This window comes from Hymenobacter sp. PAMC 26628 (assembly GCF_001562275.1).
Lineage (GTDB): Bacteria > Bacteroidota > Bacteroidia > Cytophagales > Hymenobacteraceae > Hymenobacter.
In genome coordinates this window covers 782,440-796,898 of sequence record NZ_CP014304.1, presented here as the reverse complement: position 1 = coordinate 796,898, position 14,459 = coordinate 782,440, and the positions used below count along the sequence as shown (strand labels likewise).

Below are 14,459 nucleotides of genomic sequence, written 5' to 3'. Positions count from 1 at the left end.
GGCTGCCTGCTTTTCGCTGGCTGCCCGCTAATCGCTGGGGCCCCAGAGACTGCAATGAGCTGCCGAATGTGCGACTGGTTTCATCCCTGTTCTTACGGCACCGTGCTGGCGATTCAACGATTAGCGGGCAGCCGGCGAAAAAGCCAGCAGCCCGCCCCGTAAACTCCGCAGTATAGTATACTTTCAGTATTACCTTCCGGCCGGTTTTCTACCCCTTCCTTTCCATGCTGGCCCGCTTCCGTTTTTTGCCGCTGCTGTTGCTGCTGGCTACTTTTTCGTGCTCCAAAAAAACGGCCCAGGAGCAGGCCGCCGCGCAGGCCCAAACCGACGGCGACGAGGTGGACCCGCACTCGAACGTGGTGTTCACCTTCGACGAGAAAGTGGTGGACGAAGCCCAACAAAACCGCTGGGATACCACGCAGTACGTGAAGTTCACCCCCGCCGTGCGCGGCAAGTTCAAGTGGACCGGCGACCGGGAGCTGACGTTTTCGCCGCTGGAGGCGTTCCGGCCCAGCACCGTGTTTGCCGCCGACCTGCGGCCCGGGGCCCTGCCCAGCGGCAAGCAAAAGCTGGCCCTCAACCGCAGCCGGTTCCACACGCCGTACCTGCGCATGGGCGACCCGCAGGTGTTCTTTGGCCGCTCGGCCAAGGCGGCGGGCACGGCCGAGCTGCGCGCCAACCTAGTGTTCAACTACCCCGTGCGGCCCGCCGATGTGCGCACCCGCCTCAAAGTGACCCAGGACGGCAAGCCGCTGGCCGTGAACCTCATCAGTGCCGAACCCGACCAAACCCTGGGCCTGAGCTTCGCCCAGGACGTGCGCCCGGGGGCCCCCATCACGGTGGAAATTGCGCCCGGCCTGCGCCCCGCCACCGGCACCAAGGCCACCACCGCGGCGCTCGTGGCCCAGGCCGAGGTGCCCGACCAAAGCACGCTGGAAGTGCGCGAGCTGACCGGTTCTTTGCTCGACGGCCGGCCCGTGGTGACCGTGAACCTGAGCCAGCCCATTGCGGCGGCCGACGTGCAAAAAAACCTGACCGTGACGCCCGCCGTGGCCTTTTCGGTGGAGGCGCAGGAGAGCGGCTTTGCGCTGCGCGGCGGCTTCGAAGTGGGCAAAACCTACCAGATTGCGCTTGCCGCCGGCACCCGCGGGCTGCTGGGCGGCACCCTGCGCGACGCGTTCCAGCAGGCCGTGTCGTTTGGCGACGAGGACCCAAGCATCACCTTTGCCAGCGGCGACAAGGCCCTGTATCTAAGCGCGCTGGGGAGTCGCAACCTGGGCCTGCGCATCAACCAGGTGGCCAAGGTGAAGGTGACCATCGCCAAGGTGTACGCCAACAACATCCAGCAGCTGCTGCGCCAGGAGCAGCAGTACGGCTCGCCCGAGTACGAGGAGGGCCAGCGCGAATCGAGCACCGACGAAAACGGCGACTACATCGACCGCAGCTACCGCTACTACGACCTCGAAACGCTGGGCAGCGTCATCTCCGAGCGCACCGTGTCGGTGGACGGGCTGCCCAAGGAAGCGGGGCTGCGCCTGCTCACGCTCGACCTCAAGGAGCTGGAATTCCAGGGTCCCCTGAAGGGCTTGTACGTGGTGAAAGTGGCGGATACCGAGCACCAGTACCTGCAAGTGAGCAAGCTGGTGGCCGTGACCGACGTGGGCCTGATTGTGCGGCAGGGCGCCACCGGCGGCACGCTGGTATTTGCCAACTCCATCCGCACGGCGCAGCCCATCGGCGGCGTGGCGGTGAACCTGGTGAGCACCAACAACCAGGTGATTGGCTCGGCCACCACCGACCAGGCCGGCGTGGCCAAGTTTGATTCGGCGGCCTCCATGAAGCGCTTCACCCTAGGCATGGTGACGGCGGCCAAGGACGCGGATTTTTCGTTCCTGGACCTGACCCGGAGCCGGGTCGAAACCTCGCGCTTCGAGGTGGGCGGCTTGCAGCGCAACGCGGCCCGCTACCAGGCCTTTCTGTACGGCGACCGGGACCTGTACCGCCCCGGCGACACCGTGCGCACCAACGCCGTGGTGCGCACCGACGAGTGGAAAACGCCGCCCGTCGGCCTGCCCATGAAAATCCGCCTGCTGCTGCCCACCGGCAAGGAATACAGCAGCTTGCAGCAAAAATTGAATGGCGCGGGCGCGTTTGAGAGCCGGTTCATTCTGCCGCCGTCCATCATGACCGGGCTGTACACGCTGGAGGTGCTGACCGGCAACGACGTGCTGCTCAGCTCTAAGCAAATCAGCGTGGAGGAGTTCATCCCCGACCGCCTGAAGGTGACCGTGACGGCCGCGCCCGCCGTGCTGCGCCCCGGCCAAACCGTGACGGCCAGCCTCGCCGCCGTGAACCTGTTTGGGCCCCCAGCCACCGACCGCAAGTACGAGGTCGAGTTTTCGCTGAAGCAAAAGGCCTTCAACCCCAAGGGCTACGCCGATTATAGCTTCGCCATCAACAACGGCCTGCGCCGCAAAACCACCAGCAGCGACGACGAATCGGCCGAAACTGCCCTGGGCACGCGCTTCGAGAAAACCCTGCGCGAGGGCCGCACCGACGCCGCCGGCCGCGGCACCGCCGCCTACCAGGTGCCGCAGTTTGCCGACCTGGGCACGCTGGAGGGCGCGGCCTTCGCCACGGTGTTCGACGAAACGGGGCGGCCGGTGAACCGCCTGGCCACCTTCGAGGTGCACACCCAGGCCACGATGTTCGGCCTCCAAAACCTGCCCGATTTGGTGAACACCCGCCAGGCGCTGCCGCTGCGGGTGCTGGCCCTCACGCCGGCCGGGGCCCCCACCCGGGCCCCCGCGCAAGTGCGCGTGGTGCGCCTGCTCTGGGAAACCGTGCTCGAGCGCCAGGGCGGCCGCTTCGTGTACAACTCGCAGCAGCGCGAGCAAATCGTGCTGACCCAAACCCTGACGGTGGGCCCCGGCACAGCCCTGAACTTCACCCCCATCTATTCGGGCGAGTACGAGGTGCGCGTGAGCCGGCCCGGGGCCCTGCCCTACGTGATGCAGCGCTTCTACGCCTACGGCTACGGCGACACGCAGGCCAACTCGTTCGAAGTCAACAACGAAGGCGAGGTGACCATTGAGCCCGACAAGGCCAAGTACGCCCCCGGCGAAACGGCCAACCTGCTGCTGAAAACGCCCTTCGCCGGCCGCATCCTCGTGACCGTGGAGCGCGACCACGTGCTCGACCACTTCTACGTGAACACCGACCAGAAATCGGCCCGCGTGAAGATTCCCATCAAGGCCGACCACGTGCCCAACGTGTACGTGACGGCCACCGCCATCCGCGCCATCACCGACCACGGCCTGCCCCTCACGGTGGCGCGCGGCTTCGTGCCCCTCACCGTGGAGCGCCCCGCTGCCCGCCTGGCCGTGGCCATTGCCGCGCCCGCCACCAGCCGCTCCCAAACTTTCCAAACCATCGAAGTGAGCACCGCGCCGGGGGCCCAACTTACGCTGGCGGTGGTGGACGAGGGCATTTTGCAGCGCAAAGGCTACCTCACGCCCGACCCCTACGGCTACTTCTACCAGAAGCGCGCCCTCGAAGTATCGGCCTACGACGTGTACCCCTTCCTGCTGCCCGAGCTGGGCACCAGCAGCACGGGGGGCGACGCCGCCGACCTGCGCCGCCGCACCACGCCCGTGCCCAGCCGCCGCGTGAAGCTGGTGGCCAACTGGAGCGGGCTACTCACCGCCGACGCCAGCGGCAAGGTGCGCTACCGGGTGCGCGTGCCGCAGTTCTCGGGGGCCCTGCGCATCATGGCCGTGGCCTACAAAGACGATGCCTTCGGCGCGGCCGAGCACACGATGAAGGTGGCCGACCCGGTGGTCATTAGCACCGCGCTGCCCCGTTTCCTCAGCCCCGGCGACACGGTTGACGTGCCGGTGACGCTGACGAACACGACGAATTCTATTTTGGATGTAATGCTGATTCCTTCTAGTAATTTATTAAAGCAAACACCTGACATTCCAATTGGTGCGGGTGGTGGTCCGAATTATCACGTACTCAGTGCTGTGCTGAAGCCTAATGCAGAAACCAAGTTGATATATCATTATTCAGCCAATTCGATTGGGTCAGGGTTTATCGAAATTATAGCCAATGTTTATAAGCGCAAAGATCCCAATACACCAGGTTATGACAAAGAAGGCACCCTTCCAACCTACGTATTAAGCGAGAAAACAGAACTCCCCATCCGCCCCGCCGCGCCGCTGGAAAAGCGCACCGGCAGCGGCGTGGCGGCCGGCGGCACCACGGTGCCCATCAGCCTGACCAACGATTTCCTGCCCGCCTCGCTGCGCAGCCAACTGGTTATCAGCCGCTCGCCGCTGACGGAGTTCAGCAAGGACTTGCGCTACCTGCTGCAATACCCCTACGGCTGCCTGGAGCAAACCGTGTCAGCCGCGTTTCCGCAGTTGTACTATGGCGACTTGGCGGCCACGTTGCAACAGAAAACCGGGGCCCCGGCCAAGGCCCAGCGCTACAACCCCAACGCCAACGTGCAGGCCGCCATCCGAAAAATCGAGTCGATGCAGCTCTACAACGGCAGCCTGAGCTACTGGCCGGGCGGCGACTACGACAACTGGTGGGCCACGGCCTACGCCGCTCACTTCCTGCTCGAAGCCCAGCAGGCCGGCTTCGCGGTGAATAAAGCGACGCTCGAAAAAGTACTGGGCTACTTGCAGTTCCGTCTCAAAAAGCGCGAAACCGAGGAGTACCGCTACTTCGACGCCAGCAACATTGCCCGCCAGAAGGTCATCGCCAAGAAGGAGATTGCCTACTCACTCTACGTGCTGGCCCTGGCCGGCCGCCAAGACGCCGTGGCGATGAACTACTACCGCGCCAACCGCGCCGCGCTGGCCGAAGACTCGAAATTTCTGCTCGCCTGCACCCAGGGCATCCTGGGCAACCAGCGCCAGTTCCGCGAGCTGCTGCCCACCAAGTTTGGGGGCGAAACCGCCGCCGGCCGGGCCCTGGACGGCTCGTTCTACTCGCCCATCCGCGACGAGGGCGTGGTGCTGAATGCGCTGCTCGCCACCGACCCCACCAACCCGCAAACCCTCGCCCTGGCCCGCCAGCTCAGCCGCCAGGTAAAGCAGGCCGGCTACCTCAACACCCAGGAAACGGCCTTCGCGCTGCTGGCCCTCGGCAAAATTGCCCGCCAAAACGCCAAGAGCACCGCCACCGGGGCCCTGTTTTCCGATGGCAAATCCATCGGAAATTTCACCGGCCAGGACCTGACCGTGGGCAACGTGGCCAACCACAACCTGAGCCTGCGCACCGCCGGCCGCGGCAGCCTTTACTACTTCTGGGAGGCGTCGGGCATCTCGCCCACCACGCCCGTCCGCGAGGAGGACGCCTACCTGAAAGTGCGCCGCCAGTTCCTCACCCGCACCGGCCAGCCGCTGGGGGCCCCCACCTTCGCCCAGAACGATTTGGTGGTCGTCAAAATCACGCTGCAAGCCGCCGACGCGGCCGGCGAGGTGAAGAATGTGGCCATCACCGACCTGCTGCCCGCCGGCCTCGAAATCGAGAACCCGCGCATCGGCGCCGTGCGCGAGCTGGACTGGGCCAAGGACGCCGCCACGCCCGACTACCTCGACGTGCGCGACGACCGCCTGAACCTCTTCACCACCGCCAGCGCCCAGCCCAAAGTGTTCTATTACCTGGCCCGCGCCGTCAGCAAAGGCACCTTCAAGCTGGGCCCCATCAGCGCCGACGCCATGTACAACGGCGAGTACCACTCGTATAATGGGGCCGGCGTGGTGCGGGTGAAGTAGCGCCTGTAGCGTGGACTCTGCGAGTCCGCGCCGCTCGCTTCGTCCTGCCGATTACCGGGCAGCCCGCGGACTACAAAGTCCGCGCTACAGATCGGGCAGCGACCGTTCAACCGCGCGGACTCGCAGAGTCCACGCTACCCCTAACTTGCGCCGCATGGCCGATTTCCTCCTTTACCAAGCCTACGGCAATCCCGACGTGCTGAACGAAGCGCTGTTCAGCATCCTGTCGTATTTGCGGCAGCCGGTGGGGGCCCGGGTGGTGATTTATACCGATAACCCGGCGCACTTCCAGCGCATTTTGGGCGGCGAGCCGGCGGTGGAATACGTGCCCATTGCGCCCGCCCAGTGGCGGGCGTGGCGCGGGGAAATCGACTTCGTGCACCGCGTCAAAATCGAGGTGTTACAGCACGCCGCTGCGCGCTACGCCGGCAACCTGCTGTACGTCGATACCGACACCGTTTTTGTGCAGCCGCTGACCGAAGTTTTTGGGGCCCTGGGCCGGGGCGAGCGTTTCATGCACGTGGGCGAGGGGCGGCTGCGCGAAGGCAACTCACTGAACCGCAAGATCAACCAGGCCTTGCAGCAGGACGGCGGCCGCACCGCCCTGGCCGGGAGGGCCATCAGCCCCGATACGCAGATGTACAACGCCGGGGCCCTGGGCCTGCGCAGCACCGATGCGCCGCTGCTGGCCGAGGTGCTCGCCCTCACCGAGCAGATCTACCGCCTCTACCCCAAACACGTGATGGAGCAGCTGGCCTTCAGCGTGGTGCTGGCGCGGGCGGGCGTGGTGCGCGCGGCCGCGCCCTGGGTGTACCACTACTGGAACCTCAAAGAAATCCGGTCCGTGCTGGCCGAGCTGTTTGCGCCCGCGGGGCCCCGGCCGCTAGCCGCCTGGCAGGCCCGCGCCGCCGCCCTCGACGTGCCCGCGCTGGCCGAGGGCCAGGCCCGGTTTAGCCAAAACCCCGGCTGGCGCCGCGCCGTGCTCCGCTGGCTGGGGCGCGACTGGAAGATGCCAGCGGTTGACTTGCAACCGCTATGAAAACCGGGCTGCTGCGCAGATGGGCCGCCTGGGGCCTCGGGCTGCGCCGCGCCGGCCTGGCGCTGCTGGGGCTGGTGGTGGCCGCTGTGCTGCTCGACCGGCTGTTTCCGCTACCGCCCGCGCCGCAGTACTCACCGCTGGTGACGGCGGCCGACGGCTCGGTGCTCCATGCCTTTTTGAACCCGACGCAGAAGTGGCGCATGAAAACTGAGCTGCGCGAGATTAAGCCGGCCTTGCAGCGGGCCATTATCTACAAGGAAGACCGGTACTTTCGCTACCATTTTGGGGTGAACCCGGTGGCCATCGTGCAGGCGGCGGGGCGCAACCTGTTTGGGCGCGGGCGCACCACGGGGGCCAGCACCATCACCATGCAGGTGGCCCGGCTGCTGGAGCCCAAGGCCCGCACCTTCGGCAACAAGCTGCTCGAAATGCTGCGCGCTGTGCAGCTGGAGGCCCACTACAGCAAGGCCGAAATCCTGCAGCTCTACCTGAATTTGGTGCCCTACGGCAGTAACATCGAGGGCGTGAAATCGGCCGCGCTGCTCTACTTCCAGCAGCCGCCCGACTACCTCTCGCTGGCCCAGACCGTGGCGCTGGCCGTCATCCCCAACCAGCCGCGGGTGCTGGTGCTGGGCCGCAACAATCCCCAGATTCTGGCCAAGCGCAACCACTGGCTGCGCCAGATGCAGCGGGATAAAATCTTCCCCGCCCAGGACCTGGCCGACGCCCTGGCCGAGCCGCTCGACGCCCGGCGCCACGGGGCCCCCACGCTGGCCCCGCACCTGGCGCGGCGGCTGGTGGCGCAGTTTCCGGGCCAGGCCATCATTGCCTCTACCCTGCGCCGGGGCCCCCAGGCCAAGGCCGAAGACCTGACGCGCAACTACGTGCGGCGCCTGCGCGCGCTGGGCATCACGCAGGCCGCCGTGCTGGTGGTGAACAACCGCACCCGCGCCGTGGAGGCCTACGTGGGCTCGGCGGACTTTGCCGACGCGGCCAGCCAGGGGCAGGTAGATGGCGTGCGGGCCGTGCGCTCGCCGGGCAGCACCCTCAAGCCGCTGCTCTACGGCCTGGCCTTCGACCGGGGCCTGGCCACGCCCAAAATGCAGCTGCCCGACGTGCCCACCAATTTCAACGGCTTTCGGCCCGAAAACTTCGACAAAAACTGCCAGGGCGAAGTGACCGTGGAGCGGGCCCTGGTGTACTCGCTCAACATCCCCGCCGTGCGCCTGCTGGCCGATGTGGGCGTGCCCGCCTTCACCGATAAGCTGCGCCAGGCGGGCTTCCGCAGCGTGGCCCGCGCCGCCCCGCGCCTGGGCCTGAGCACCGTGCTCGGCGGCTGCGGCGCTACTTTGGAGGAGCTGACGGGGCTGTATGCGGCGCTGGCAGATGGCGGGCGGTACGCGCCGCTGCGGCTGACCGGGGAGAGCGCTGAAATTAAAAGTTATGAATTAAAAATTAAAAATGAACGCTTGGGTAGTCCGCATAAAAAAGGCGCGACCGGTGCACCAATTTTTAATTCTCAATTTTTAATTTTTAATTCAAAAACCCTCCTCTCCCCCGCCGCCACGTTCCTTGTCACCGACATCCTGGCCCAGCGCACGCGGCCCGACCTGCCGCTGGGCTACGAAAACAGCCTGCGCCTGCCCAAAATTGCCTGGAAAACCGGCACTAGCTATGGCCGCCGCGACGCCTGGAGCCTGGGCTACAACCGCGACTACACCATCGGGGTGTGGGTGGGCAACTTCAGCGGCCAGGGCAGCCCGGCCCTGACCGGGGCCGACGTGGCCACGCCGCTGCTGTTCAACCTCTTCAACGCCTTGGCCTACAACTCGCCCAACCACTGGACGGCTCCGCCCGCCGCCCTTGATTTCCGGCTCGTCTGCGCCGAAAGTGGGCTGGTGCCCGGCGAGCACTGCGCCCACCAAATCCTCGATTACTACCTGCCGGGCGTGTCGTCGGCGCGGCGCTGCGCGCACGTGAAGGAAGTGCTCGTATCGGCCGACGGGGCCCTGAGCTACTGCCGCGCCTGCGTGCCGCCCAGCGGCTACCGCCGGCAGCTCTTTGCCAACCCGCTGCCCGAGGTACTGGCGTTTCGGGCGGCGCAGGGGCTGCCCGCGCCGCGCCTACCCCCGCACAACCCCGCCTGCCGCCTCGTGCGCGGCGCCGACGACGGCACGGCCGCCCCGCTGGCCATCACCTCGCCCCTGCCCCACGCCGAGTACCTGCTCAACCACGGCGAGCGGCAGCAACTGCTGCTGAGCTGCGCCGCAGGACCGGAGGTGCGGCGGGTGTTTTGGTACGTGAACGACCAGTTTCTGCGCGCCGCCGGGGCCGCCGAGCGCGTGTTTTTCCGCCCGTCCGCGGGCCCCGTCAAGGTGTCGTGCGCCGACGACCACGGCCGCAACGTGGACGTGCAATTGCTGGTGGCCGAGCAGTAGCCGTTGTTGGCCGGGGCCCCGGCGCCGCTGGCCGGCCCGCCCGGAACCGCGCCCGGTGGGGCCCCGTACCTTCACCCGCCTGGCACGGTGCTTGTAAAACGCCAGCCCCAGGACCTAATACAGCCGGTTCTTGACATTGCCTACTTCATTCTTTCCAACATCTTATTTCTTTCCTCCCATGAAAAACACTAGCTGGTTATTCCTGATCCCGGTCCTGCTGTTCAGCATCTTTTTTAGCTCGCAGGCGCAAGCCCAACGCAATTGGAGCCCGCAGGGCAAAGGCGCTGCCATCGGCGGGGCCGCCGGCATCCTGGGCGGGGCCCTCATCAATAAGCGCAACCGCGTGGTGGGCGGCGCCATCGGCGGCGTGGCCGGCGCCGGCATAGGCTACGCCATTGGCAAGCACACCGATAACAAGCGCAAACGAGCCACCGCCCTAGCCAACGAGCGCGCCGCTGCCAACGAGCGCATCGCCGCCGCCAATGCCCGCGCTAATGCTGCCGAGCGCGCCGCCACCGAGCGCCGCAGCGTGGCCGCCGCCCCGGGCAGCCTGGGCCGCGTGGCCGGTGCTACCGCCGCGGCCGCCGGTGCCACGGCCCTGGTTGCCAGCACCGGCCCGGCCAGCATCACCCCTGCTTCGGGCTACCTGCCCAACCCCGATTACGGCAATGCGCAGACGGCCTACCCGGGCTCGCCCGTGCGCCGCAAAAGCTGGTAAGTTTCTAGCTGTTATTTAATAAAACCCAGGCCCCGCCAGCCTGGGTTTTAGTTGTTTTATCTTCGCTTCTTTTCTTTCACAACCTGCTCTCTTCGTTACCATTATGAAAAATTATCTGCTTGCGCTGGGTACTGCTGCTTTATTAGCCTCGTGCGGCGGCAACAACGCCCCGGCGGCCAACGGGGCCCCGGCCGCTACAACTGCCACCACCAGCGGCAACGTGAGCGTGTCGGACCTCAACCAACAGTTCCTCAGCGCCTGGAACAACAAGGACGCCGCCAAAGCCGCCTCCTTTTTGGCCGACGACGCCCAATTTTTGCAAGGTGCAACGCGCTTCAGCGGCAAAGGTGAAATCACTAACAAGTGGATTACGCCCACCATCGGCACCGTTTCCAACCTGAAAACCAGCACCGCCAGCAGCGGCACCGACGCCAACATGGCCTACGAAGCCGGCACCTTCTCGGTAGATGTACTGGCCACTGCCACCGAGCCCCAGGCCGGCATCGGCGAAGGCAACTTCCTGCTGCTCTGGAAAAAAGGCAGCGACGGCACCTGGAAACTCAGCTACGCCCAGCTCGAAGACCTGCCCGTGCAAGCAAAGAAATAACCCGTTTTTCCGAAACGCAAACAGCCCCGGCAACGCAAGTTGTCGGGGCTGTTTGCTTGGGTACGACTGGGGGCCCTATGCAGTTTCCAGGTATTCTTCGCCGTTCAGCACCGGGGCCATGTCCTTGGATTCTTCCTCACTGAACAGCCGGGAGCGGATGAGGAAGCGCACGCCGAGCGGAATTTCCAGCGAGAAGCTGGCCCCGCGGCCTTTCGTTACGTCGATGGTGAGCTGCGTGTGCTGCCAATACTCGAACTGGCTGGTACTCATAAAAAAGTCGCAGCCGTGGATTTGGCCCAGCCACACGTCGTTGCCGCCAATCCGAAACTCGCCTTTGGTGAAGCACATCGGCGAGGAGCCGTCGCAGCACCCGCCGCTTTGGTGAAACATCAGCGGCCCGTGCTCGTCGCGCAGGAGGTCGATAGTGGCTTCGGCAGCCTGGGTGGCGAGGACGCGGGGGGTGGGCATGATTGAAGGAGGGCGAAGGAGAAAGTTTTACTTGGGCACGCTGGGCAGGCGGTGCCATTGGCGCGCCGCGGGCCGGGGGGCCCGGCGGCCGTAGGTGTACGTGGTGCCGGTGCGCTCGTCGCGCACGGTTACCGAGTTGTGGGGCCCCACGCTGCCGGCTTGGTTCGGCCATTCGTAAGTTAGCTGCCGGGCGGCGTCCCAGTGATAGCTGCGGTTCCCGTTGCTTAAGACACTCTTTTGGAGGGCGTTGGGCATCCGGTCTCTGGGCATGGTCAGGATACTGGGCTCCTGGCGGTAAGCGTCGGGCACGGTGGTTTCCAGGGCCCAGTCTGGGTTACGAGCCCCGGGCACGGGCAGCACCTGGGCCTGCGCCCGACTGGCAAATCCTGCCGTTCCAAGGAATAATAGCGCCCCTGGCAGCCACGTGTTTCTGTACCGCATTGCCCTTGAAAGAATTGGTTGAACGCTAGCGAATATACGTGGGGGCCTGGCAAGCAGCTGGCTCCCTTCCCAACAAAAAAATGGCCCGGCAGCCAAACCGCCACCGGACCATTTCTTCATCCAACCATTGGCCTAGAAGAAGCCCAGCTTTTGCTGGCTGTAGCTGATGAGCATGTTCTTGGTCTGGCGGTAGTGGCCGAGCATCATCTTGTGGTTTTCGCGGCCGAAGCCGGAGGCTTTATAGCCGCCGAAGGGGGCCCCGGCGGGGTAGTCGTGGTAGCAGTTCACCCACACGCGGCCGGCCTGGATGGCGCGGGGCATCTGGTACAGCTCGTGGGCGTCGCGGCTCCAGAGGCCGGCACCAAGGCCGTAGAGCGTGTCGTTGGCCAGCTCAATGGCTTCGGCGCTGTCCTTGAACGTCGTCACCGACAGCACCGGGCCGAAGATTTCCTCCTGAAAAATCCGCATCTTGTTGTGGCCCCGGAAGATGGTGGGCTGGATGTAATAGCCTTCGGCCAGGGCCCCATCTTCTTGGGTGTAGGCCTCGCCACCCACCAGTACCTCGGCGCCTTCGGCCTTGCCGATTTCGAGGTAGCTCAGGATTTTCTCGAACTGGTCGTTGCTGGCCTGGGCCCCCATCATGGTGTCGGTGTCCATCGGGTTGCCGAGCTTGATGGCCTTCACCCGCTCAATCACGCGGGCAATGAACTCGTCGTAAATGTCTTCGTGCACGAGCAGGCGCGAGGGGCAGGTACAGATTTCGCCTTGGTTGAGGGCAAACATCACCGCGCCTTCAATGCACTTGTCGAGGAAGTCGTCGTCGTGATCCATTACGCTCTTGCAAAAGATGTTGGGCGACTTACCCCCCAGCTCCATCGTGACGGGAATAATGTTTTCGGCGGCGTATTGCAGGATGAGGCGGCCGGTGGTGGTTTCGCCGGTGAAAGCTACTTTCTGCACGCGCTTGTTGCTGGCCAGCGGCTTGCCGGCTTCCAGGCCGAAGCCGTTCACCACGTTCAGCACGCCGGGGGGGATTACGTCCTGGAGCAGCTCCATGAGGCACATGATGCTGGCGGGTGTCTGTTCGGCGGGCTTCACCACCACGCAGCAACCGGCGGCCAGGGCGGGCGCAATTTTCCAGGTGGCCATCAGCAGCGGGAAGTTCCAGGGGATAATCTGGCCCACCACGCCCAGCGGCTCCTGAATGACGAGCGACAACGTGTTCTCGTTCAGCTCGGTAGCGGAGCCTTCTTCGGCCCGAATCACGCCCGCGAAGTAGCGGAAGTGGTCGATGGCCAGCGGCAGGTCGGCGGCCATCGTTTCACGGATGGCCTTGCCGTTTTCCACCGTTTCTACGGCGGCTAGGTACGGCAGGTTGGCTTCCATGATGTCGGCAATTTTCAGCAGCACGCCGCTGCGCACGGCCGGCGAGGCCTTGCTCCAGGTTTTGAAGGCGTCGTGGGCCGCGTCGAGGGCTAGCTCAATATCTTCCTTAGTGCTGCGGGCCACCTTGCAAAAGGCCTTGCCGTCGATGGGCGACGGGTTGTCAAAATACTGGCCCTTCACCGGGGCCACCCATTTGCCGCCGATGAAGTTGTCGTAGTGGGATTTGAACTGGGGACGGGCCACCACGGTGGTGGACTTTTCAAGCACTTCGGCCATAACGGAGGAATGGATTGGTTGAGGTTGACGAATAGCCAAAGGTCCTGTATTAATAGAACAACCGTTTGCGTTATCGTCGCAGAAAGTGCTGGAATTGTCGCAACTTGCGTCCGCCGGGCGGCGCGCAGTGGTCTTCGTCATTCGTTTAGCTTATGAATCCTCGCGTCCATTTGCCCGCTGCCGTGGCCCCGCTGCCGCCGCACCAGTTAAAGAGCCTGGTGGAAAACCGCACCGTTTTCGCCCTGGATTCTTACGAACTGAACATCTTCGAAACCCACCAAAAGGCCTACCGCGTGGCACTGCGCCTCGACGGCCTGGCCCTGACCACCATGCTGCGCGGTAAAAAAGTGATGCACCTGCCCGGCCGCCCGGCCTTCGATTACTTTCCCGGCGAGTCGGTGGTAGTGGGCGAAGACGAGCGGATGGAGATTGACTTCCCCGAGGCCTGCGCCTGCCAGCCCACCCAATGCCTGGCCGTGGCCATTGCGCCCGATACCATCCGCCACACCGTGGAGCTGCTGAATGAGCGCTACCCGCGCGCCGAGGCCCACACGCCCTGGGCCCTGGCGGGCCCCGAGCACGCCCACCTCACCAACACCCCCGAGCTGACTGGCACCCTGGAGCGCCTCGTGGCCGTGTCGCGCACCACCGACGCCGCCAAGGACGTGCTGGCCAATTTCACCCTGCAAGAACTGCTGGTGCGCCTGATGCAAACCCAGGCCCGCGAGCTTATTTTCCACGACTACGCCCGGCACCTCACCACCCACCGCTTCGCCGCCGTGGTGGACTACATCAAGCGGCACTTGGCCGAAAACCTATCGGTGGACAAGCTGAGTGCGCTGGCCTGCATGAGCAAGGCTACCTTCTTCCGGGTGTTCAAGCGCGAGTTCGGCCTCACGCCCATCGAGTACATCATCCGCGAGCGGCTGGCCGAGGCCAAGCGCCTGCTGCGCCAGCCCCTGGCCAACGTGGCCGACGTGTGCCTGCGCGCCGGCTTCAACAACCTGTCGCACTTCCAGGCCCTGTTCAAAAAGTACGAGGGCCTGACCCCGGGGGCTTATAAAAAGCTGACGGTGTGAAGGGCCCCGGGCAGCTGGCGGCTTACGAACCAGAAGCACGTCATGCTAAGCGCAACCGAACCGGCTCTTCCGCGCAAGTAAATAGTTGTTCGCACGGCATGTTGGCCGACGACGCAGGCAACTTCTGTACCTCCGCCTCCCCAACCACGCCAGCTAGCGCGTCACGCCAGCCGCTTCAAAACCGTGGCCCCGATGCGTTCCTGCTCTGGCCTGACACG

General features: G+C 64.9%; 9 protein-coding genes. 6 read left to right on the top strand and 3 right to left on the bottom strand.

Going from position 1 to position 14,459, the window contains the following annotated elements; translation table 11 throughout:
* Positions 1-224: 224 nt before the first annotated feature.
* From AXW84_RS03815 to AXW84_RS03795, 5 genes are all read left to right on the top strand, one after another.
* Complete coding sequence (locus AXW84_RS03815; RefSeq protein ID WP_068228917.1) at positions 225-5,789, top strand: alpha-2-macroglobulin family protein; 5,565 nt, start codon at positions 225-227, stop codon at positions 5,787-5,789.
* A 154-nt stretch (positions 5,790-5,943) separates the two neighbouring features.
* Entirely contained in the window at positions 5,944-6,828 is an 885-nt protein-coding gene (locus tag AXW84_RS03810) for a hypothetical protein (RefSeq protein ID WP_068228914.1), read from the top strand.
* The gene (gene pbpC / locus AXW84_RS03805; RefSeq protein WP_068228911.1) at positions 6,825-9,266 is read left to right on the top strand and encodes a penicillin-binding protein 1C; all 2,442 of its coding nucleotides are present in this window, start codon (positions 6,825-6,827) and stop codon (positions 9,264-9,266) included. The genes AXW84_RS03810 and pbpC overlap by 4 nt, the downstream gene beginning before the upstream one ends.
* A gap of 178 nt (positions 9,267-9,444) precedes the next feature.
* Positions 9,445-9,984, top strand: a complete 540-nt coding sequence (locus tag AXW84_RS03800; protein WP_068228909.1) for a glycine zipper domain-containing protein — start codon at positions 9,445-9,447, stop codon at positions 9,982-9,984.
* A gap of 103 nt (positions 9,985-10,087) precedes the next feature.
* The gene (locus AXW84_RS03795) at positions 10,088-10,591 is read left to right on the top strand and encodes a YybH family protein (protein WP_068228907.1); all 504 of its coding nucleotides are present in this window, start codon (positions 10,088-10,090) and stop codon (positions 10,589-10,591) included.
* 75 nt (positions 10,592-10,666) lie between these two features.
* On the opposite strand, the gene AXW84_RS03790 is transcribed toward AXW84_RS03795, so the two are convergent.
* The 3 genes from AXW84_RS03790 to AXW84_RS03780 all read right to left on the bottom strand — a co-directional run bounded on the left by AXW84_RS03790 (position 10,667) and on the right by AXW84_RS03780 (position 13,162).
* A complete protein-coding gene (locus tag AXW84_RS03790; RefSeq protein WP_068228903.1) occupies positions 10,667-11,059 on the bottom strand; it encodes a DUF779 domain-containing protein in 393 nt (130 codons plus the stop codon).
* A 27-nt stretch (positions 11,060-11,086) separates the two neighbouring features.
* Entirely contained in the window at positions 11,087-11,410 is a 324-nt protein-coding gene (locus tag AXW84_RS03785; protein ID WP_157886796.1) for a hypothetical protein, read from the bottom strand.
* A 222-nt stretch (positions 11,411-11,632) separates the two neighbouring features.
* Complete coding sequence (locus AXW84_RS03780; protein ID WP_068228896.1) at positions 11,633-13,162, bottom strand: aldehyde dehydrogenase family protein; 1,530 nt, start codon at positions 13,160-13,162, stop codon at positions 11,633-11,635.
* Positions 13,163-13,314: 152 nt separating this feature from the next.
* Here AXW84_RS03780 and AXW84_RS03775 point away from each other — a divergent pair, with 152 nt between their 5' ends.
* Positions 13,315-14,241 (top strand): AraC family transcriptional regulator, encoded by a 927-nt coding sequence (locus AXW84_RS03775; protein WP_068228893.1) that lies wholly within the window; start codon positions 13,315-13,317, stop codon positions 14,239-14,241.
* Positions 14,242-14,459: the final 218 nt, after the last annotated feature.

What these genes read in the sequence shown, in the direction of transcription:
- AXW84_RS03790 (WP_068228903.1), bottom strand. Translation starts at nt 11,059, where the DNA reads ATGCCCACCCCCCGCGTCCTCGCCACCCAGGCTGCCGAAGCCACTATC.
- AXW84_RS03810 (WP_068228914.1), top strand. Translation starts at nt 5,944, where the DNA reads ATGGCCGATTTCCTCCTTTACCAAGCCTACGGCAATCCCGACGTGCTG.
- AXW84_RS03775 (WP_068228893.1), top strand. Translation starts at nt 13,315, where the DNA reads ATGAATCCTCGCGTCCATTTGCCCGCTGCCGTGGCCCCGCTGCCGCCG.
- AXW84_RS03795 (WP_068228907.1), top strand. Translation starts at nt 10,088, where the DNA reads ATGAAAAATTATCTGCTTGCGCTGGGTACTGCTGCTTTATTAGCCTCG.
- AXW84_RS03780 (WP_068228896.1), bottom strand. Translation starts at nt 13,162, where the DNA reads ATGGCCGAAGTGCTTGAAAAGTCCACCACCGTGGTGGCCCGTCCCCAG.
- pbpC (WP_068228911.1), top strand. Translation starts at nt 6,825, where the DNA reads ATGAAAACCGGGCTGCTGCGCAGATGGGCCGCCTGGGGCCTCGGGCTG.
- AXW84_RS03800 (WP_068228909.1), top strand. Translation starts at nt 9,445, where the DNA reads ATGAAAAACACTAGCTGGTTATTCCTGATCCCGGTCCTGCTGTTCAGC.
- AXW84_RS03815 (WP_068228917.1), top strand. Translation starts at nt 225, where the DNA reads ATGCTGGCCCGCTTCCGTTTTTTGCCGCTGCTGTTGCTGCTGGCTACT.